This is a genomic window from Neisseria sp. (genome assembly GCF_030523955.1).
GTDB lineage: Bacteria > Pseudomonadota > Gammaproteobacteria > Burkholderiales > Neisseriaceae > Neisseria.
The window spans coordinates 38,490-58,439 of sequence record NZ_JAUNHL010000012.1 but is presented as its reverse complement, the minus strand read 5'-3'; the positions used below and the strand labels follow the sequence as shown (position 1 = coordinate 58,439).

General features: G+C 51.1%; 21 protein-coding genes. 11 read left to right on the top strand and 10 right to left on the bottom strand.

The window, feature by feature from the left end:
* Positions 1-640: 640 nt before the first annotated feature.
* The 10 genes from Q4C79_RS04050 to Q4C79_RS04005 all read right to left on the bottom strand — a co-directional run bounded on the left by Q4C79_RS04050 (position 641) and on the right by Q4C79_RS04005 (position 8,737).
* Positions 641-1,066, bottom strand: coding sequence for a F0F1 ATP synthase subunit epsilon (locus Q4C79_RS04050; RefSeq protein ID WP_303089752.1), 426 nt, complete (start codon positions 1,064-1,066; stop codon positions 641-643).
* 12 nt (positions 1,067-1,078) lie between these two features.
* Positions 1,079-2,476 (bottom strand): F0F1 ATP synthase subunit beta, encoded by a 1,398-nt coding sequence (atpD, locus tag Q4C79_RS04045; protein ID WP_303089751.1) that lies wholly within the window; start codon positions 2,474-2,476, stop codon positions 1,079-1,081.
* A 34-nt stretch (positions 2,477-2,510) separates the two neighbouring features.
* Positions 2,511-3,383, bottom strand: coding sequence for a F0F1 ATP synthase subunit gamma (atpG, locus tag Q4C79_RS04040; protein WP_303089750.1), 873 nt, complete (start codon positions 3,381-3,383; stop codon positions 2,511-2,513).
* A 23-nt stretch (positions 3,384-3,406) separates the two neighbouring features.
* Entirely contained in the window at positions 3,407-4,954 is a 1,548-nt protein-coding gene (gene atpA, locus Q4C79_RS04035; protein ID WP_303089749.1) for a F0F1 ATP synthase subunit alpha, read from the bottom strand.
* A 10-nt stretch (positions 4,955-4,964) separates the two neighbouring features.
* Positions 4,965-5,513 carry a F0F1 ATP synthase subunit delta gene (locus Q4C79_RS04030; RefSeq protein WP_303089748.1) on the bottom strand — a complete coding sequence of 183 codons (549 nt, stop codon included), beginning with the start codon at positions 5,511-5,513 and terminating at the stop codon, positions 4,965-4,967.
* A 4-nt stretch (positions 5,514-5,517) separates the two neighbouring features.
* Positions 5,518-5,988, bottom strand: coding sequence for a F0F1 ATP synthase subunit B (locus Q4C79_RS04025; RefSeq protein WP_303089747.1), 471 nt, complete (start codon positions 5,986-5,988; stop codon positions 5,518-5,520).
* Between the two features lie 73 nt (positions 5,989-6,061).
* Entirely contained in the window at positions 6,062-6,295 is a 234-nt protein-coding gene (gene atpE, locus Q4C79_RS04020; RefSeq protein ID WP_004284425.1) for a F0F1 ATP synthase subunit C, read from the bottom strand.
* A gap of 78 nt (positions 6,296-6,373) precedes the next feature.
* Positions 6,374-7,240 carry a F0F1 ATP synthase subunit A gene (atpB, locus tag Q4C79_RS04015; RefSeq protein ID WP_303089746.1) on the bottom strand — a complete coding sequence of 289 codons (867 nt, stop codon included), beginning with the start codon at positions 7,238-7,240 and terminating at the stop codon, positions 6,374-6,376.
* A complete protein-coding gene (locus tag Q4C79_RS04010; protein WP_303089745.1) occupies positions 7,230-7,583 on the bottom strand; it encodes an ATP synthase subunit I in 354 nt (117 codons plus the stop codon). Before Q4C79_RS04010 ends, atpB begins: the two co-directional genes overlap by 11 nt.
* Positions 7,584-7,879: 296 nt before the next feature.
* Positions 7,880-8,737 carry a ParB/RepB/Spo0J family partition protein gene (locus Q4C79_RS04005; protein WP_303089744.1) on the bottom strand — a complete coding sequence of 286 codons (858 nt, stop codon included), beginning with the start codon at positions 8,735-8,737 and terminating at the stop codon, positions 7,880-7,882.
* Positions 8,738-9,135: 398 nt separating this feature from the next.
* Between Q4C79_RS04005 and kdsA the strand changes: the two genes are divergently transcribed.
* From kdsA to Q4C79_RS03950, 11 genes are all read left to right on the top strand, one after another.
* Positions 9,136-9,972, top strand: coding sequence for a 3-deoxy-8-phosphooctulonate synthase (gene kdsA, locus Q4C79_RS04000; RefSeq protein ID WP_303089743.1), 837 nt, complete (start codon positions 9,136-9,138; stop codon positions 9,970-9,972).
* A gap of 90 nt (positions 9,973-10,062) precedes the next feature.
* Positions 10,063-11,589 (top strand): SEL1-like repeat protein, encoded by a 1,527-nt coding sequence (locus Q4C79_RS03995; RefSeq protein WP_303089742.1) that lies wholly within the window; start codon positions 10,063-10,065, stop codon positions 11,587-11,589.
* Between the two features lie 185 nt (positions 11,590-11,774).
* Positions 11,775-12,899, top strand: a complete 1,125-nt coding sequence (gene dnaJ, locus Q4C79_RS03990) for a molecular chaperone DnaJ (protein WP_303089741.1) — start codon at positions 11,775-11,777, stop codon at positions 12,897-12,899.
* Between the two features lie 629 nt (positions 12,900-13,528).
* Positions 13,529-14,326, top strand: a complete 798-nt coding sequence (gene ygiD / locus Q4C79_RS03985) for a 4,5-DOPA dioxygenase extradiol (protein WP_303089740.1) — start codon at positions 13,529-13,531, stop codon at positions 14,324-14,326.
* Between the two features lie 766 nt (positions 14,327-15,092).
* Positions 15,093-16,322, top strand: coding sequence for a gephyrin-like molybdotransferase Glp (gene glp, locus Q4C79_RS03980; RefSeq protein ID WP_303089739.1), 1,230 nt, complete (start codon positions 15,093-15,095; stop codon positions 16,320-16,322).
* Positions 16,319-17,302, top strand: a complete 984-nt coding sequence (gene moaA, locus Q4C79_RS03975) for a GTP 3',8-cyclase MoaA (protein WP_303089738.1) — start codon at positions 16,319-16,321, stop codon at positions 17,300-17,302. Before glp ends, moaA begins: the two co-directional genes overlap by 4 nt.
* A gap of 3 nt (positions 17,303-17,305) precedes the next feature.
* The gene (gene moaB, locus Q4C79_RS03970; protein ID WP_303089737.1) at positions 17,306-17,827 is read left to right on the top strand and encodes a molybdenum cofactor biosynthesis protein B; all 522 of its coding nucleotides are present in this window, start codon (positions 17,306-17,308) and stop codon (positions 17,825-17,827) included.
* On the top strand, positions 17,824-18,462 hold the full coding sequence (locus tag Q4C79_RS03965; protein WP_303089736.1) for a molybdenum cofactor guanylyltransferase: 639 nt from the start codon (positions 17,824-17,826) through the stop codon (positions 18,460-18,462). The genes moaB and Q4C79_RS03965 overlap by 4 nt, the downstream gene beginning before the upstream one ends.
* Entirely contained in the window at positions 18,444-18,917 is a 474-nt protein-coding gene (gene moaC, locus Q4C79_RS03960; RefSeq protein ID WP_303089735.1) for a cyclic pyranopterin monophosphate synthase MoaC, read from the top strand. The genes Q4C79_RS03965 and moaC overlap by 19 nt, the downstream gene beginning before the upstream one ends.
* Positions 18,901-19,155 carry a molybdopterin converting factor subunit 1 gene (moaD, locus tag Q4C79_RS03955; RefSeq protein WP_303089734.1) on the top strand — a complete coding sequence of 85 codons (255 nt, stop codon included), beginning with the start codon at positions 18,901-18,903 and terminating at the stop codon, positions 19,153-19,155. The genes moaC and moaD overlap by 17 nt, the downstream gene beginning before the upstream one ends.
* 3 nt (positions 19,156-19,158) lie before the next feature.
* Positions 19,159-19,599, top strand: coding sequence for a molybdenum cofactor biosynthesis protein MoaE (locus Q4C79_RS03950; protein ID WP_303089733.1), 441 nt, complete (start codon positions 19,159-19,161; stop codon positions 19,597-19,599).
* Positions 19,600-19,950 lie beyond the last annotated feature (351 nt).

Here is a 19,950-nt window from a genome sequence, read left to right as displayed (position 1 = left end):
ACTGCTTTATGGGCACCTCTTCGCATTTGTTGCACTTAGATTGTCAATTCAAGCCCAAATACCGCCGTAATGCTTTCTGACTACACGCTTTATAGCGAATTCAGGCGTAAGGGACAAAATGAGTGCTATTTTGGAGTAGCATCTCTCTAAGGGACATTTTGGGTGCTATTCAGGCTGCCGAATAGAGAAATAATCTTTAATAAATCTAATCTTATTATCTTTTTTCATGCCTTGATGGCAGCGCAATTTCCGCTTCATATCGCTAAAGCGACCCTCAAGCAAATTGCTTGTTTGAGGAATATTCAATTCGGCAAACTGCTCGAAAGTAAACAGGTAATCCAAATTCCGTTTCAGGCTGAGACCTTTGCAAAAAAGGCTTTCAAGGATTTTTAGCACCCATTTTGTCCCTTACGCCCGAATTCACACATTTTCGATACAAGGCAACAAGCCACAGACAGTACAAGTTAGTACCCAACCGATTCTGTTGCCGCTTTAGTGACTTACAAAATCCCTCTCTTTGAGCTAAGGCGCAGCAGATTTTTCGCCAAAGTTAAGCCAATCATTCATAACACAATACTTACAAGAATTTCACCAACAAAAAAGCACGGCTTAGACCGTGCTTTTATTAATCTTGAAAAGATTATTTGTTTTTGTGAGCGCGAATATAGTCCAGCGTTTTAAGCTGTGCAATCGCCGCTGCCAAAGCCGCATGTGCTTTAGCTAACGACTCTTTGTCGGTTGCTTGGGAAATCCTGGCTTCGGCTGCTTTCTTGGCTTCCTCTGCCCGTGCGGCATCCATCTCGGCGCTTCGCACTGCCACGTCGGCCAAGATGGTAATTTTATGAGGCAAAACCTCTAAAATACCACCGGAAATCGCCACCAATACTTCTTCTGCAGACCCGGGCACAGTCAAACGCAATGCACCCGGGCGAACCAAACTCATAATAGGCTCGTGTAGCGGATAAATACCGAGCTCACCAGACAGGGTCGGTACCACGACAAAGCTGGCCTCTCCTGAAAAAATCTGTTGTTCGTTACTTACCACTTCAACTTGCATGACACTCATGCCGGCCTCCTATCAGCTTAAAGTTTTCGCTTTCTCAACAGCTTCTTCGATACCACCTACCATATAGAATGCCTGTTCCGGCAAATGGTCGTACTCACCTGAGAGAATAGCTTTAAAGCCACCAATGGTATCACGCAGAGAAACGTATTTACCCGGAGAACCTGTAAACACTTCAGCTACGTGAAACGGTTGCGACAGGAAGCGCTGGATTTTACGCGCACGCATTACAGTCAATTTGTCTTCATCAGACAGCTCGTCCATACCCAGAATGGCAATGATATCGCGCAATTCTTTGTATTTTTGCAGAGTAGACTGTACGCCACGCGCTACATCGTAATGCTCTTGACCCAATACCATCGGATCCAACTGACGCGAGGTAGAATCCAGCGGATCTACAGCAGGATAAATACCCAAAGAAGCAATATCACGACTCAATACTACGGTTGCATCCAAGTGCGCAAAAGTAGTTGCCGGAGACGGGTCGGTCAAGTCATCCGCTGGTACGTATACGGCTTGAATGGAAGTAATAGAACCGGTTTGGGTAGAGGTAATACGCTCTTGCAAACGGCCCATTTCTTCAGCCAATGTCGGCTGGTAACCCACCGCCGAAGGCATACGGCCCAGCAGTGCGGATACTTCGGTACCGGCCAAAGTGTAACGGTAGATGTTGTCCACGAAGAATAATACATCGCGGCCTTTACCGTTTTCATCTTTCTCGTCGCGGAAGAATTCGGCCATGGTCAAACCGGTCAAGGCTACACGCAAACGGTTACCCGGAGGTTCGTTCATCTGACCGTAAACCATCGCCACTTTATCCAATACGTTGGAGTCTTTCATCTCGTGGTAGAAGTCGTTACCTTCACGGGTACGCTCGCCTACACCGGCAAACACAGACAAACCGCTGTGTGCTTTGGCGATGTTGTTAATCAACTCCATCATATTTACGGTTTTACCTACACCCGCACCACCAAACAGACCTACTTTACCGCCCTTGGCAAACGGGCACAGCAAGTCAATCACCTTAATACCCGTTTCCAGAAGTTCTGTCGCACTAGAAAGCTCATCAAATTTCGGAGCTTCGCGGTGAATCGGAAGCTTGGTTTCGGTATTCACCGGACCTGCTTCATCCACCGGGTTGCCCAACACATCCATAATGCGACCCAGAGTCGCTTTACCAACCGGCACACTAATCGGCGAACCAGTATTGCTTACAGCCATACTGCGTTTCAGTCCATCTGAACTACCCATTGCAATGGTACGCACCACACCGTCACCTAGAATTTGCTGCACTTCCAGAGTCAGGTCGGTATCGACCAATTTCAGCGCATCGTATACGTGCGGAACAGCATCACGGGGAAATTCCACGTCTACTACCGCACCGATGATCTGTACGATTTTGCCTTGGCTCATTATCGTATCCTATTTTGTGATGGCGGTCAGTGCCTTAAACGGCAGCTGCACCCGCCACGATTTCTGACAACTCTGTGGTAATCGCTGCTTGACGCGATTTGTTGTATACCAAACGCAACTCTTTGATTGCGTTACCAGCATTATCTGTAGCAGCCTTCATCGCTACCATACGGGCAGCTTGTTCGGAAGCCATATTGTCAGATAATGCCTGATAAACCACAGACTCTAAATAACGGCGGACCAAATATTCCAACACTGCGGTACTATTGGGCTCATATTTATAATCCCAATTGTAATCTCCGTATTGATTGTCATCCAGCACAGTCTGGCCTATCGGTAACAATACTTCCATACGCGGTTCTTGGCGCATGGTATTAACGAAGCCTGAGTACACTAAATGGATAATATCCAATTCATGCTTGCTATAGCGCTGGAACAATTCGGTTAATGGACCGATCAGCATTTCCATTTTCGGGGTATCCCCCAAATTAGTCACGCTTCCAATCACGTTCAAACCGATACGCTGGCATGCTGCCAACCCTTTGCTTCCCAAACAAACCACTTCCACTTCGATACCTTGATTTTGGTATTCCTGAACCTGTGCAAGAAACTTCTTCAACACATTAGCATTCAGACCGCCACATAGGCCCTTATCGGTAGTGATTAAGATAAAACCTGCACGGCGCACCTCGCGATGCTCTTCCAATAAAGGAATGCCGTGGGTCTCTTGGGTTTGCGACAGGTGGTGCATAACCAAACGCACTTTGTCGGCATACGGACGCGCCAAACGCATCCGATCTTGAGTCTTCCGCATTTTAGAGGTTGACACCATTTGCATCGCTTTAGTGATCTTTTGGGTATTTTGAACACTACGGATTTTGGTGAGAATCTCTTTTCCTACTGCCATTTCAGACTCCTTTCATCTCGCTCTTACGCAGCGTAATTGTAAGAAGCTTTGAAAGACTTCATGGCTGCAGTTAATGTTTGCTCGTTTTCATCAGACATGGCACCTGAAGCATTAATTTCTGCCAACACGTTCGCATGCTGAATGCGTACATAGTTGCGGAATTCAGTTTCAAACTCCAAAGCTTTAGAAACAGGCACATCACTATAAGAGCCGTTATTAATCGCCCACAGGGTGAGAGCCATTTCAGCAGTATTCAAAGTGCTGAATTGTTTCTGTTTCATCAACTCAGTTACCACTTCACCATGCTGCAATTGCTTACGGGTAGCTTCGTCCAAATCAGAAGCAAATTGCGAGAACGCAGCAAGTTCACGGTATTGAGCCAGTGCCAAACGAATACCACCACCAAGTTTCTTGATAACCTTAGTCTGAGCCGCACCACCTACACGCGATACCGAAATACCGGCGTTAATTGCAGGACGGATACCGGAGTTGAACAAATCGGTTTCCAAGAAAATCTGACCGTCAGTAATCGAAATAACGTTAGTCGGTACGAAAGCTGATACGTCGCCTGCTTGAGTTTCGATAATCGGCAATGCAGTCAACGAGCCGGTTTTGCCGGTTACTTCACCATTTGTTAACTTAGCTACTTCATCGGCATTGATGCGCGCAGCGCGTTCCAACAAACGAGAGTGCAGATAGAATACGTCGCCAGGATAAGCTTCGCGGCCAGGAGGGCGGCGCAGCAACAAAGAAATCTGACGGTAAGCAACTGCCTGTTTAGACAAATCATCATAGACAATCAAAGCATCTTCGCCACGGTCACGGAAGAATTCTCCCATAGTGCAACCTGAATACGGTGCAATAAATTGCAATGCAGCAGCTTCAGAAGCAGTAGCAGCTACTACAATAGTGTGCTCCAATGCGCCGTGCTCTTCCAATTTACGTACTACGTTGGCAATAGAAGAAGCTTTTTGACCAACTGCCACATAAATACAAACTACACCAGTACCTTTTTGGTTAACAATAGCATCCAATGCTACTGCTGTTTTACCGGTTTGGCGGTCGCCAATGATCAATTCACGCTGACCACGGCCAATTGGCACCATAGAGTCAATCGCTTTCAAACCGGTTTGCATCGGCTGGTCAACAGATTGACGGGCAATTACGCCCGGGGCAATTTTTTCAATCGGTGCAGTATTGGCAGTATGAATCGGACCTTTTCCGTCAATCGGCTGGCCCAAGGCGTTTACTACGCGGCCAACCAGTTCTCGACCAACAGGTACTTCCAGAATACGACCAGTACATTTGACTTCATCGCCTTCTTTAATATGTTCGTATTCACCTAACACAACGGCGCCCACGGAGTCACGCTCCAAGTTCATGGCCAAACCGAATGTGTTACCGGGGAATTCGAGCATCTCACCTTGCATTACATCTGATAAGCCGTGTACGCGAACGATACCATCGGTTACAGAAATCACAGTACCGCGGGTACGCAATTCCTGTTTGGTATTCAAGCTCTCGATTTTGGCTTTCAGCAAATCGCTGATTTCAGCAGGATTAAGCTGCATGAAAACTCTCCTAATTTGTCATTGCCGTGTACAGCTTTTGTAATTTAGCCTGTACAGACAGATCCAATACTTGATCACCCACTTCCACCTTGAAACCGCCGATTAAGGACGGATCCACTTTAAAAGTAGCATCTAAACGACTATTGAAGTGCTGCTCCAAATCACTAACGATTTTGGCTTTTTGCCCTTCTCCGGCAAATTCGTAAGCACTGTAAATAACCGCTTTTTTGGCGTTATCGCGTGATAAAGCTAAATCTTGGTATTGAGCATAGATTTCAGGTAACACCTGCAATCGCTTTCCTTCCGCTACCACATAAACGAAATTACGGAACGTTTCGCTCTTCATGGCTTCAGAATCACCCAGCAAGCCGATCAAAGCATCGGCTTTGTACTTGCTGTCGGTTTCAGTGTTTTCAACCAATGCGGCAACTTGGGGCTGCTGCACAGACCATGCTAACTCTTTCAGTCCGCCCAACCAAGATTTAATGTGATTTTTCTCTTCTGCCAGTTCGAATAATGCTTTCGCATACGGTCTGGCAATGGTTGCGAACTCTGCCATAAGATTACAGCTCCTGTTTCAGGTTACTTAACAATTGGGCGTGTTGCGCTTCATTCACTTCGCGACGCAAAATTGCTTCCGCACCTTTTACTGCCAAAACAGCGACTTGTTCACGCAAAGCTTCGCGGGCGCGATTAGCTTCTTGTTCCACATCTGCTTTGGCTTGTGCTGTGATACGAGCAGCCTCGGTAGTTGCCTGGTCTTTAGCCTCTTCGACAATCTGTGCTGCACGTTTTTCCGCATTGGTAATCATTTCTGATACTTGATTGCGGCCTTCAGACAAGAGTTCTGCAACTTTCTTTTCTGCCTGCTCAAAATCACTTTTGCCACGTTCAGCTGCTGCCAAACCCTCAGCGATTTTGTCGGCACGCTCGTCTAACGCTTTTGCGATTGGAGGCCACACGAACTTCATGGTAAACCATACCAAACCGAAAAAGACGATTAACTGCGCAAATAAGGTTGCATTAATATTCACTTTACTTAACCTTCGTATTAGGGTTAATCAGACAAACGGTGTTTCATTTGTATCGAAACAGTTTCTGTTCGGATTAGCCTGCAAACGGGTTAACAAAGGCAAACAACAGAGCGATGGCCACACCGATCAGGAACGCAGCGTCAATCAGACCAGCGATCAAGAACAGTTTGGTTTGCAGCGGACCAATCAATTCAGGCTGGCGGGCGGAAGATTCCAGATATTTAGAACCAACCATGGCGATGCCGATAGAAGCGCCCAGTGCGCCCAAAGCAACAATCAAACCACATGCGATAGCAATCAAACCCATTTTTATAACTCCTTAAAGAAAACAAAGGTCAAAACTACGTTTAAAAAAACTACGGATTAAATCAAACTACTTAATTTTTTAGTGCGCATCATGTGCTTGGCCGATATAGACGAATGCCAAGGCCATGAAAATAAATGCTTGCAGGGTAATCACCAAAATATGGAAAATCGCCCATACCATACCAGCCAAGATATGGAAAACAAACATAATCGGATCCAAAATACCGATACTGCCAGAAACTGCCCATGCACCGCCCAACAAAGCAATCAGCAAGAAAACCAATTCGCCGGCATACATATTACCGAACAGTCGCATGCCGTGCGATACGGTTTTTGATAAAAATTCGACAATATTCAGGATAAAGTTGGCGGGAGCAAGTTTCGGACCAAAAGGGGCGCTGAACATTTCATGCATCCAGCCGCCAAAACCTTTGATTTTGACGTTGTAATAAATACACACCAACAATACACCGATGGCGATTGCCAAAGTGGTGTTTAAGTCTGCTGTAGGTACGACACGCAGCAAAGCGTGGTGCTCACCGGTAGCCATCTGCCAACCCAAAGGGAGCAAATCTACCGGTAATAAGTCCATTGCGTTCATCAGGAAAATCCAGACAAACAGGGTTAAACCCAAGGGAGCGACAAATTTACGCGACTGTTCATTGTGAATGATGCTTTTGCACATATCATCCACAAACTCAAACAAGATTTCGACGGCGGCCTGAAAGCGACCGGGTACGCCTGCGGTTGCTTTTTGGGCTCCGCGCCACAAAAAGAAACTGCCAAGAACACCTAGGACGACGGCAAAAAATACCGTATCCAAATTGATAAATGAAAAGTCGGCGATATTTTTAAGGCCTTGCCCTTGGGTTACATCCTGCAAACTCGTCAAGCTCTGCAAATGGTGCTTGATGTAGTCGGCAGCAGTCATTGATTCACCTGCCATAGTCTCTAACTCTCAACAATGCTAAAAAAACCAAATGGCTGACGGCCAACAGCCCTACGATAAAGGGCAGGAATTGGAGTGTTTCATGCCAAACTGCAAATACGATAAGCATCAACACCAAAGCCAGCACTACTTTTAAACCTTCTCCGACCAAAAAAACCGTTCCTGCCAATTGAGGATAAGGTTTGAAAAGCTTTAAAAGTAATACCGCTGCTGCCGAGGGCAGCAAATAGCTCAACCCTCCGGCCAGCGCAGACCAAAAACCGCCGATACCGCTGATAAGTGCACATACGACGACGGTTACCGCCAATACCGCCAATTGCGCATAGATTATTTTATTCATACATTCATGCCGGTTTTTGGCCAAAGACAGGATTAAGCGGGGCTACTATAATCAAGATGCGCGTAAGCGTCAAGACAAATGTTAACCTTTGTGAATCAAACAACTGTCTCTTTTTGTTTTATTTTACCATGCCTTGCTTTGATTTCCACATAATGACTACATGATACTACAACACATTAAGAATGAAACAGCCGGTTTGAGGAAATTTACCGCACAATCTGCCTTTTTCTCTACGGTAAAGGAAAATGCCTGTCTGAAAAGCTTTCAGACAGGCATCGCTTAAATATCTAAGCAACTCAATCAAGTTCTACGCCCAATTGTTGCAATAAGTTTTCCAGCGTTTCCGGGCTATCGAAATGTAAAATGATTCTACCCTTTTTCTGATTACGGGTTTGTACTTCGGCATTCACGCCCAATTTATCGGTGAGCGCGTCGTTCAAGCGCCGGATATCGGAATTGATAGGCTTAATGGCACGGGAGGGTTTGCCTTGGTTCAACATTTGGCTGCGACGCTCCACTTCTCGCACCGACCAACCGTTTTTGACTGCTTTTTGAGCCAGCATCAGTTGATCAACTACCGGCAGCGTTAACAAAGCACGGGCATGCCCCATTTCCAATCGGCGCTGATAGAGCATATCCTGCACGGGTTCGGGCAAACCCAGCAGGCGCAGGCTGTTGGAAATGGCACTGCGGCTTTTGCCGACGGCCTTGGCAATGGTTTCATGGGTGAGGCTAAACTCGTCAGCCAAACGTTTCAGGCCCCGTGCTTCTTCAATCGGGTTAAGGTTTTCGCGCTGCAGGTTTTCTATCAAACCCATGGCCAACGCGGTTTCGTCGCTGATACTTTTAATCACCACCGGAATTTCGCTTAGCCCGGCCAATTGGCTGGCCCGCCAGCGGCGCTCGCCGGCAATCAGCTCATACTGCGACAAACCGCGTTCGCGCACGATCACCGGTTGGATAACGCCTTGTGCTTTAATGGATTCGGCCAATTCCTGCAACGCTGCATCGTCCATCTGTACCCGCGGCTGGTAACGCCCGGGTTGGATGTCGTTTACTGCTACCATGGTCAAACGATCGTTGGCGCTGTCACCGATATTGTTGGAAATAAGGGAATCGAGTCCGCGGCCAAGGCCGCCTTTGGGTTTTGCCATGGGTAAAATCCTTTTTCAGACAGGCATTCAATGTCTGCTTGTATACAGTTATGTTTGCAAAATCAAATTCGGATTATAGCAAGCTCTGATGCCTGTCTGAAAAGCTTTTTTGGCTGTGCATCGCTCGGTGACTTGGCATCGCTTAATTAATTTAGCGGAAATATCACTCAAGCAACATCAGCAGCGAAAATGGATTGTCTTATCTTCATTTCGCCAACACAATCTAACTTAAAATAACCCGCAGGTTTTTGTTACTTTTGCTAACCATTTTTATCGCAATACTGCGTAAAGGATGGTTAAATCCTTCGTTATTCCATTGTCGTCAATTATCATTACAGGTTGGTTAGCAGCCCTATCTCCGCCCCGAGGCATTTTGTTTCCAGCCAGAAAGTTTAATCATGCAAATCAATAACATCCACCTCGATAATCAAGCGCCGTTCACTTTGTTCGGCGGCATCAATGTATTGGAAGATTTGGATTCCACCCTAAGAGCCTGCGAACACTATGTCCAGGTAACCGATAAGCTGAAAATACCCTATATTTTCAAGGCCTCGTTTGATAAAGCTAACCGCTCCTCCATCCATTCCTTCCGTGGCGTGGGTTTGGATGAAGGTCTGAAAATTTTCGAAACCGTCAAACGTGAATTCAAGGTTCCGGTGATTACCGATGTACACGAACCCTACCAATGCCAACCGGTAGCCGAAGTGGCGGATATTTTGCAATTGCCCGCCTTTCTTGCCCGGCAAACCGATTTGGTGGTGGCCATGGCGCGCACCGGCAAAGTTATCAACGTGAAAAAACCGCAATTCCTCAGCCCGCAGCAAATGGGCAACATCGTGGAAAAATTTAAAGAAAGCGGTAACGACCAAATTATTTTATGCGAACGCGGCAGCCAGTTCGGCTATGACAATCTGGTGGTCGATATGCTGGGTTTCGGCGTAATGAAAAAAAACAACGGCGGGTTGCCGGTGATTTTCGACGTTACCCATTCCTTACAACAGCGAGACCCCTTAGGCAAAGCCTCCGGCGGCCGCCGCCAGCAGGTACTGGATTTAGCTTTGGCAGGTATGGCAACCGGTTTGGCAGGCCTCTTTTTAGAGAGCCATGCCAACCCAGATGAAGCCAAATGCGACGGCCCCAGCGCCCTGCCGCTTTCGCTGTTAGAAGATTTTCTTGTACGCATCAAGGCGGTAGACGAAGCGGTCAAATCCTTTCCGCCTTTAGATATCCGTTAATCAAATAACCGGCCGAAACCGGCGGCCGGCTCTATTACATAACTTCCGGTTATTAATAACATTAACATAACGAACTTTAAACATTACATCATGAACGAATCCGCTCTTCTTGCTTTCAGACAGGCATTAAACCTTCTCCGCAGCAAACCGCCCAAATACAAGGAAGCCATCCCCCTGTTACAAGAAGCTGCCCAGGCCGGATATGCCGAGGCAGCCTTCCAACTTGGCGGCTGCTATGTTTACGGTCTAGGCACGCCCACTCAAATCAGCCAAGCAACATATTGGCTCAAACAGGCGGCCGACTCAGGGCATCTGGCCGCGCGTTATAATTTACTGCTGCTGCGCGAAGGCAACAACGATATTGCATTAGCAGAGTTGCTGCCACACTACCGGGAACTGGGTGAAGCGGGTTTTTTGGCCGCCCAGATCCGCCTGATGAATCACTTCTCCCATCAGAACGATACCAAGCAAGCACTGTATTGGGCCAAAAAAGCCGCCGCCCAACAACACCCTCACGCACAATATTTTCTGGCGCATTATCACCAAAACAGCCCGCATCCGAACCTATTGGCGGCGCACGAGCTATACCGCCAAGCAGCCGAGCAAGGACTTACGGCCGCCCACTGGCAACTGGCCAACCAATACCTTTACGGGCAAGGCGTAGAAGCCAGCCATATCAAGGCCCGTTACCACTTTCAAATTGCCGCCAAAGGAGGCATTACCGGCGCACAAAGCGAATACGCCCGATTGTTGTTGGAAGATCCCTTGGCTGATAACCAGCAGATTGCCGAAGCCATCCGTTGGTTGCAACACGCCGCCCAACAACACAACACCGAAGCACATGCCATGCTGGCCAAGTTCTACCTGACCGGGAAATACATGGAACGCAACCAGGCAGCGGCTCTCAACCACGCCAGCTCCGCCGCACGCCACAACCATCCCGAAGCTTTACGCCTGCTCGGCGACATTTATCAATACGGCATGGGTGTAGAAGCCGATACCGATCTGGCGCAGAGTTACTACCGGCGCGCCGCCAAGCACGGCGATATTGCCTCACGCCAGAAATTGCTGCTGGCCGATGCACTTAAACCCTCCAAAGCCGTTGACAGCCAACACAGCGCCGCCACCATCGCCTATCACAAACGCAACGAAGAGCTATACCAATCTGCATTCGCCCGCCATTACGGCTTGGGCTGCCGTCAAGACTACGCCGAAGCACTACGCCTCTACCAACAAGCCGCCGTACACCACCACGCCAAGGCACAAACCAATCTTGGCATCATGTATTACAATGGCCAAGGCGTCAAAAAAGATCCCGCGCGTGCCGCCCACTGGTTTGAACAAGCAGCGCAGCAAGGCGACACCAAAGCACAATACAATCTCGCCTGTCTCTACCATCACGGATACGGCGTCCAACAGAATAATGATACTGCCTGCCGCTGGCTGCAAGCCGCCATCGATAACGGACATGAAGACCCGCAAGCCTTACAGCAACTGCTACTTAACTGGCAACAACCCGCAGCCGGGCCGGCGGAACCCAAAACAACCGATACGGCAGCCTCCCGCTTGCCGGCGGCGGTAACCAAGCCCCCTCCGCTCTCATCATTAGGCCATTAATGATTCACTTTGCCTGTCTGAAAACATTTTTTCAACTTAAAACCTTTTCAGACAGGCATATCATAAAAATTTCCACCCATTATCGCCCCCCGTATAATTTTACGTCTCCCCTCTTTTAATTTCCGCCATCCGCCCATACTTCAGCCGCATTCTTCATTTTATTCAAACCACATTATTCCGATACCATGAGCAATAAAGATTTTTACGAAATCCTCGGCGTTCCCCGCAGCGCCAGCGAAGACGAAATCAAAAAAGCCTTTCGCAAACTGGCCATGAAATACCACCCCGACCGCAATCCCAATAACGAAGAGGCGGTGGAAAAATTCAAAGAAATCCAAAACGCCTACGCCATTCTTTCCGATCCGCAGAAAAAAGCCGCTTACGACCAATACGGCCACGCCGGTGTCGATCCCAACATGGGCGGCGGCTTCGGCGGTGGTTTCGGCGGCGGCGCCGGCTTCGATTTCAGCGATATTTTCAGCCAGATGTTCGGCGGAGCCGCCGGCGGCGGCCGTCAACAAAGCTACCAAGGTGCCGATTTGCAATATGCAGTGGAAATTACGCTGGAAGAAGCGGCGGCCGGCCTGAAAAAGCGCATTACCATTCCCACTTACAAAGAATGCGATGTCTGCCACGGCTCCGGCGCCAAACCCGGCACTTCCGTCTCCACCTGTCACACTTGCGGCGGCTCCGGTACCATCCACGTGCGCCAAGCGATTTTCCAACTGCAACAAACCTGCCCGACCTGCCACGGCAGCGGCAAAGAAATCAAAGAACCTTGCACTTCCTGCCGCGGCGAAGGCCGGGTAAAAACCACCAAAACGGTGGAAGTCAACATCCCCGCCGGTATCGACGACGGCCAACGCATCCGCCTTTCCGGCGAAGGCGAGCCGGGCCAACACGGCGCACCCAGCGGCGACTTGTATGTTGTGGTACACGTTAAAGCGCACAAAACCTTCGAGCGAAACGGTTTAGACCTGCATTGCGAACTGCCGATCAGCTTTGCCACCGCAGCGCTGGGCGGCGAAGTCGAAGTGCCGACCTTGGAAGGCAAAGTTAAGCTCACCATTCCGAAAGAAACCCAAACCGGCCGCCGCATGCGGATAAAAGGCAAGGGAATCAAATCATTGCGCTCCAGCGCCACCGGCGATTTATATTGCCACGTACTGGTCGAAACCCCGGTGAACCTCACCGACCGCCAGAAAGAATTGCTGGAAGAGTTCGAGCGCATCTCCACCGGCTCCTCCCGCCCAAGCGGCAAATCGCGCGACAAATCGTTTACCGACAAATTGCGCGATCTGTTTGATTAAACCCAAACAAGCAAAAAACATGCCTGTCTGAAAAACATTTTCAGACAGGCATTTCATTATTTCGGATGCCTGTCTGAAAAATCTGTTGCCCCAACCAATCTCTATAGCAGATTTAATTAATTTTCGATACAAGGCAGCAAGCCGCAGACAGTACAAGTAGTACGGAACCGATTCTGTTGCCGCTTTAGCGGCTTACAAAATCGTTCTCTTTGAGCTAAGGTGCAGCAACGCCGTAGCGAAAGTTAAGTTAATCTGCTATACCTTTGCAAAATTCAAAAACATTACCGGCAGTTTGCGTTTCGTCATACTCGGGTCAAGCCCGAGTATGACGAGATATCAATAAATTCAGGATTAAAAAGTTTTTTTGCAAAGGTCTCAGACCCTAAGTATGGCGCCGAATCTTTAAAATGTAGACGGAATTTTGCCAAGCCCCCAAGTTACCCGGCTTTTTTCAGACAAGCATTACCGGCAGCCCGCAACCATTAAGTTTCCCATAAAGAAACATACAATCCATAAAACACATCTTTATTGCCCATTAAATACACGAATATACTGCCGCCATGGATATTCGAAAACAGAAAGGCAGCGCCGGCAGTCTTACCAGGTTAATCCCGGCGATGAAATCACTCATGAAACTCCCCGCCCTTTTTCTCGGCCACGGCAGCCCGATGAACGCTATTGAAGATACGCCCTACAGCCGCACTTGGCAGGCTATCGGCAAGCAATTGCGTGCAGAATACGGCCGGCAAATCCGCGCCATCCTCGCCGTTTCCGCCCACTGGGTAACCGACGGCGTAGCCGTTACCGCCATGGAACAGCCACGCACCCTTCACGATTTCGGCGGCTTTCCGCAAGCATTGTTTGACGTCCAATATCCCGCGCCCGGCAATCCCGAATTGGCCGCCGAAATCCAAGCCATGCTGCCGCAATACCGGATTGCGGCCGATCAGGCTTGGGGATTGGATCACGGCACTTGGGGCGTATTGAAACATCTGTTCCCCCAAGCCGACATTCCGGTGGTGCAGCTGAGCTTAAACGCCCGTTTTAACGCCCGCGAGCATTTCAAGCTGGGCCAATCACTCGCCCCGTTGCGGGAGCAAGGCGTATTGATTGTTGCCAGCGGCAACATCGTGCACAACCTGCGCGCGTTCGACCGGCGGCATGCCGAAAACTCGAAAAACGCTTACGAATGGGCCGAACAAACACGCTCATTAGTTAACCGTTGGCTAGCCGAAGGCGATAGCGCGGCGCTCACCAACGATGCCGCCTATCCGCCGTTTTTGCATCAAGCCGCGCCCACACCCGAGCATTTCTGGCCGCTGCTGTATATCGCCGGCGTACAATCGGCGGAAGAAACCCCCGCTTTTTCCAGCGACGAAATCGTCGGAAAATCGCTGAGCATGACCAACGTAACACTTGGCCTGTAATGCTTTAGCGCAAAGCGGCTAGAGCAAATCGGGGCATGCCATAAACCGAAGCCTTGGCAACCTTGCCTTCGGCATTTTCAAACCTGTTGCATACTCGGGAGCAAGGAGGTTTTTGCAAAGGCTCCAAATCATCACCAAGCAAGTGTTAAACATACAAAACCGCAGCCAGATAAGCGCACACCAACCTTATCTGTTTTAGAAATACGAAAAAAAATGTTTTTAATCCGAAACTTACTTATATAACGGATTCACACATTTTCGACACGAGGCAGCCGCAGAACAGTGCAAGTAGTACGGAGCTGATTCTGTTGCCACTTTAGCGGCTGACAAAATCATCCTCTTTGAGCTTTGGCGCAGCAGAGCCTTCGCGAAAGTTAAGTTAATGCGCCCTATTCCGTCATACTCGGGCTTGGCTCGAGTATCTGCTTTTTCTTCCACTGCATCCCCGAACCCCTTTTCCATCCACCCACCAACTTCCGTCAAAAGTACTAGACCGATTGATACTTTCCACCCCTGCCGACCTGCTTTTGCAGCATTGCACACCCCCCGCCGCATCCCTATAATGGCATAACGAGCCAAAACCGCTTAATCAATACTACCCAAAATAAGAACAAAACAAGCGGCAAGGCCGAAAACCGTACAGGCAAGTTACGACTGTTTTGATTGCCACAACACAACAAAAACCAACTTTACACACACCAACCCCGTTTGTTACGTTTTTCAAATGCCTGTCTGAAAGCGTACACATCTTGAAGAAGGAGGCGTCATGGCGCTTATCTCCGTTACCGAGCTGCAACAGCTGATTGCCGACACCCTGTCTGCCCGCCGCCGCACACCCGAGCGCGAAAATATCGCGCTATTACAGGCAAACAACCGTGTACTGGCTCGAGATATTCAAGCCGGCATCAACATTCCCGCCGCCGATGTCTCTGCAATGGACGGCTACGCCCTGCCGGCAGCCGCCCGCGCCGGCAGCCGCTGGCGCATCATCGGCGAATCCGCCGCCGGACACGCTTTCAGCGGCGATATCCCCGCCGACGGCTGCATACGCATCATGACCGGCGCCGTGGTGCCCGACGGCTGCCGCTGCGTGGTGATGCAGGAAAACACCGAATCCGGCGAGGGCATACTCACCGTTACCCAAGACACCGCCGAGGGCAGCAACATCCGCCGTGCCGGCGAAGAAGTCGCATCCGGCGATACCGTTTTATCCGCCGGACGCATTTTGCGTGATGCGGATATCATGTTGTTGGCCGCACTGGGCTTTCACGCCATACCGGTATGGCGCAAAATAACAGTCGCCGTGCTTTCCACCGGCGACGAATTACGCGAACCGGGTACCCCGCTTACCTCCCCCGAACAAATCTACGACAGCAACCGCCACACCTTGCTGGCGCGCTTATCCCGCCTCCCGGTAGATACCATTGATCTGGGGCAGGCCCCCGACGATCCCGGCCAACTCGAAGCGCTGCTCACCCAAGCTGCGGCGCAAGCCGACGTTATCATCACCTCCGGCGGCGTTTCGGTCGGCGATTACGACTATCTGCGCGACGCGGTCGACCATATCGGCACCATCCATCATTACAAAGTCGCCATGAAACCGGGCAAGCCTTTCGTATTCGGCAGCCTGTCTGAAAGCTGCTGGTATTTCGGTTTGCCCGGTAACCCAGTATCCGGTTTCGCCGGCTTCGACATCTTTCTGAAACCTGCGTTGTGGTCGCTGGCAGGAGCCGACCCTGTTCCCGAACCGCTGCGCTTTAGCGCCATTCTCACCCAGCCGGTGAAAAAATCGCCGGGCCGCGCCGATATGCAGCGCGCCCTCATCCGCCGCGACGAAGCGGGCAACTGGTTGGCCGAACCCGCCGGCGAACAAGATTCGCACCGCGTATTAGGCGTCAGCCGTGCCAACGCCTATCTGGTGTTGCCATCAGAAAGCGGCCCGCTGCCCGCCGGAGCAACCGTGTTGGTGCAACCGTTTACCGAGGCCTTCCTATGAATAGCGCGCCGTTAACCGATCCTTTCGGCCGCCGGCTCAGTTATCTGCGCCTGTCGGTAACCGATTTGTGCAATTACCGTTGCAGCTACTGCCTGCCCGACGGTTATCAGGGCAAAGCCAAACCCGACGAACTGAGCCTGTCTGAAATCGAAACGCTGGTATCGGTATTCGCCGCCGCCGGCACCCGCAAAATCCGCGTAACCGGCGGCGAAGCCACACTGCGCCGCGATTTGGCCGACATCATTGCCGTGTGCAAAGCACAGCCCGGCATCGAGCATGTAGCATTGACCACCAATGCCTTCAAACTGGCCAAGCTGTTTCCCGCCTACCGCGCCGCCGGGTTGGACAAACTCAACATCAGCATCGACAGTTTCAACGCCGATACCTTTTTCGAAATCACCGGCAAACGCGAATACCACAACATCATCCGCGCGATCGACGGCATACTGGCAAGCGGTTTTTCCTCGGTAAAAATCAATACCCTGCTACTGGGCCGTTATGCCGACCGCACCGTACCCGATGCCATGCGCTTCGTACGCGAGCGTCCGGTAACCTTGCGTTTCATCGAATTGATGCAAACCGGCAACAATCTGGGGTATTTCCAACAGCAGCACCTCTCCGCCACAGCCATCGAAGCCGAGCTGGCCGCCCAAGGTTGGCAGCTGCTGCCGCGCGAAGCCTATGCCGGCCCCGCCCGTGAATACCGTCATCCCGATTTTGCCGGCAGCATCGGTTTTATCGCACCGTACAGCAAAGATTTCTGCAACAGCTGCAACCGCCTGCGGGTGAGCGCGCAAGGCAATATGCATTTATGCTTATTCGGCGGCATCGCTTACAACCTGCGCCCCTACTTGGCTCAGGGCGATCGCGAAGGCTTACGCCAATACCTGTTCAGCGTAATCGCCGACAAACCCGAACACCATTTCCTGCATCAGAAAAACGTCGGACTGATCCGCGATCTGTCCATGATTGGAGGTTAACCCATGTCCCAAGCTCCGGACTTCCGTCCGCTCAACATCCATATCCTAACCGTTACCGATACCCGCAGCAGCCGCGAAGACGGCAGCGGCGATTACCTTGCGCAAGCCGTGGTTGAGGGTGAACACCGCCTCGCCTCGCGCGATTTGTGCCGCGACGAGCTGTACGATATCCGCGCCCGCGTCGCCACCGCCATTGCCGATCCGGCGATTGACGTGGTGCTGATTACCGGTGGTACCGGCATGTTTCCGCGCGACGTCACCCCCGATGCGGTAAGCGTGCTGTTCGACCGCGATATTCCCGGCTTCGGCGAACTGTTCCGCGCCATTTCCTATGAAGAAATCGGCATGTCCACCATCCAGTCGCGTGCGATCGCCGGTATTTCCAACCGCACGCTGGTATTCTGTCTGCCCGGATCCACCGGCGCCTGCCGCACCGCTTGGAGCAAAATCATCGCGCCCCAGCTCGACCCGCGCATCAATTCCTGCGGATTTACCCGCGTTTTTAACAGCTGGTCTGCCGTTTGAAGCCCAAGCCACCCGAGCCGCTGCTGATTCTGTGCGGCGGGCTCAGCAGCAGAATGGGCAGCCCGAAGCCGCTGCTGAACTGCCGCGGCCTCAGCCTGATTGCCCGCCAAGTGGCGGCAGTGCAGCCTCATCGTCCGGTGTGGCTGGCCGCCGCCGGCAACCGTTATCCGCAAACGGATAGCGTACGTTATCTGGATGACGCTCTGGCCGGGCGTGAAGGCGCATTAAGCGCCATTCTGCCGGCGCTGCAGCTGGCCGCCGCAGAAGGCTATGACGGCATTTACGTCATGTCGTGCGACACCCTGATTCCGCCGCTGCAATTGATTGCCTGTCTGAAAACCGCCGAACACACCCGCGCTTGGCAACAGGGTTGGGTGGCATTGGCCGATGCGGAAGATGCTGACGGCAAGATGCGCAGCCACCCTCTGCTGGCGCACTGGTCGGCAGGTTTGGCTTGCCGTTTGCACGATTATCTGGCTGCCGGCCACCGGCGGGTGATGCCGTTTCTGGCAGGTGAAGCGCAGCAAAGCGTAGCCATGCCGGCCGACTGGCAGTATTTCACCAACTTCAATACGCCCGAAGAATTCCAACGGGCGCTAACCGAATGGGAGCGACGATGTCACTCAGTCATTTAGACGAATCCGGCCGCAGCAGCATGGTTGATGTCGGAGAAAAAGAAACCACCCGCCGCGTGGCCGTCGCAACCGGCCGCGTGCGTTTTCCGGCCGACGTTTACGCCGCTATCCAGCAAAGCCACGGGCAAACCGCCAAAGGCACCATCACCGAGGTGGCGCGGTTGGCCGGCATCATGGCCGCCAAAAACACCGCACAGATGATTCCCTTGTGCCATCCGATGATGTTGGAGCGCTGCAAGCTCGATTTCGAATACCGCGACGAGGACCACAGCCTCGCCATCCGCGCCGAAGTCGCCGTCAGCCACAAAACCGGCGTGGAAATGGAAGCCTTGAGCGCCGTTTCGGTGGCCGCGCTGACGGTATACGACATGACCAAGGCGCTCAGCCACGACATCCGCATCACCGACATCGAACTTTCGCACAAATCTGGAGGCAAGCATGAGTTCAACCGTTAAACTGACCGTACTTTACTTCGCCGCCCTGCGCGAACAGGCCGGCCGCGAGCAAGAAGAAATCGAGCTGGCGGCGCCCTTGGATGCCGCCGCACTGTATGCCCTTTTGGCCGAACGCCATGCCCTCACCCTGCCGCAAAGCCGTTTGCGCGCCGCCGTTAACCACAGCTTTTGCCCGTGGGACACGCCGCTGGCCGATCAAGACATTGTGGCTTTTATTCCGCCCGTTGCCGGAGGTTGAACCGTGTTTGACATCACCGAACAAGCCATTGATTCCGCCCTGCTGCGCCAGTCGCTGCTGAACAACGAACAATGCGGCGCTTACGCTTCGTTTGAAGGCTGGGTACGCCGCCAGAACGAAGGACGCCGCGTCGATTATTTGATCTACAGCACCTATCCCGAGCTGGCATTGAAGCAAGGGGCCGCTGTGATTGCCGCCGCCAAACGGCAATTTGCGATTGAAGAAGCCGTTTGCGTACACCGTTACGGCCGGCTGGAAATCGGCGATATGGCGGTATGGGTGGGCGTAACGGCCGGCCACCGCGACGCCGCATTCGCTGCCTGCCGCTTTATCATCGATACCGTAAAAGCCGAAGTACCGATTTGGAAACAGGAATTTTACAGCGACGGCGAACCGGCCGGCTGGCTGGCCAATCCGGAAGGCCTGCCGCCAACTCAGCCATAGCCAAGGTGTTCTCTCTTATGAGCAACATAAGTTTCCGACCAAGATAACTGCTGTGAAAAAAGCCTGTCTGAAAACTTTTCAGACAGGCTTTTTTTCAGTTTCAGTATTTGTTTAATAAAAAACATTTTATTCAAGCATGATCCAGGTGTCTTTGAATTTCAACAATCTATAAAGGATTAACTTATAGCGGATTTAATTACTTCAGTACAAGGCAGCAAGCCGCAGACAGTACAAGTAGTACGGCAAGGCGCAACAGAGCCTTCGCGAAAGTTAAGTTAATCCGCTATAACTTTCGCTACGGCTCTGCTGCCTTGTATCAAAGTAATCAAATCCACTATGAACAATGCCTGT

Coding starts and splice junctions, on each gene's coding strand:
- dnaJ (WP_303089741.1), top strand. CDS start 11,775: ATGAGCAATAAAGATTTTTACGAAATCCTCGGCGTTCCCCGCAGCGCC.
- atpD (WP_303089751.1), bottom strand. CDS start 2,476: ATGAGCCAAGGCAAAATCGTACAGATCATCGGTGCGGTAGTAGACGTG.
- glp (WP_303089739.1), top strand. CDS start 15,093: ATGGCGCTTATCTCCGTTACCGAGCTGCAACAGCTGATTGCCGACACC.
- Q4C79_RS04030 (WP_303089748.1), bottom strand. CDS start 5,513: ATGGCAGAGTTCGCAACCATTGCCAGACCGTATGCGAAAGCATTATTC.
- moaD (WP_303089734.1), top strand. CDS start 18,901: ATGAGTTCAACCGTTAAACTGACCGTACTTTACTTCGCCGCCCTGCGC.
- kdsA (WP_303089743.1), top strand. CDS start 9,136: ATGCAAATCAATAACATCCACCTCGATAATCAAGCGCCGTTCACTTTG.
- moaB (WP_303089737.1), top strand. CDS start 17,306: ATGTCCCAAGCTCCGGACTTCCGTCCGCTCAACATCCATATCCTAACC.
- Q4C79_RS04005 (WP_303089744.1), bottom strand. CDS start 8,737: ATGGCAAAACCCAAAGGCGGCCTTGGCCGCGGACTCGATTCCCTTATT.
- Q4C79_RS04050 (WP_303089752.1), bottom strand. CDS start 1,066: ATGAGTGTCATGCAAGTTGAAGTGGTAAGTAACGAACAACAGATTTTT.
- atpB (WP_303089746.1), bottom strand. CDS start 7,240: ATGGCAGGTGAATCAATGACTGCTGCCGACTACATCAAGCACCATTTG.
- Q4C79_RS03995 (WP_303089742.1), top strand. CDS start 10,063: ATGAACGAATCCGCTCTTCTTGCTTTCAGACAGGCATTAAACCTTCTC.
- ygiD (WP_303089740.1), top strand. CDS start 13,529: ATGAAACTCCCCGCCCTTTTTCTCGGCCACGGCAGCCCGATGAACGCT.
- atpG (WP_303089750.1), bottom strand. CDS start 3,383: ATGGCAGTAGGAAAAGAGATTCTCACCAAAATCCGTAGTGTTCAAAAT.
- atpA (WP_303089749.1), bottom strand. CDS start 4,954: ATGCAGCTTAATCCTGCTGAAATCAGCGATTTGCTGAAAGCCAAAATC.
- Q4C79_RS04010 (WP_303089745.1), bottom strand. CDS start 7,583: ATGAATAAAATAATCTATGCGCAATTGGCGGTATTGGCGGTAACCGTC.
- moaC (WP_303089735.1), top strand. CDS start 18,444: ATGTCACTCAGTCATTTAGACGAATCCGGCCGCAGCAGCATGGTTGAT.
- moaA (WP_303089738.1), top strand. CDS start 16,319: ATGAATAGCGCGCCGTTAACCGATCCTTTCGGCCGCCGGCTCAGTTAT.
- atpE (WP_004284425.1), bottom strand. CDS start 6,295: ATGGGTTTGATTGCTATCGCATGTGGTTTGATTGTTGCTTTGGGCGCA.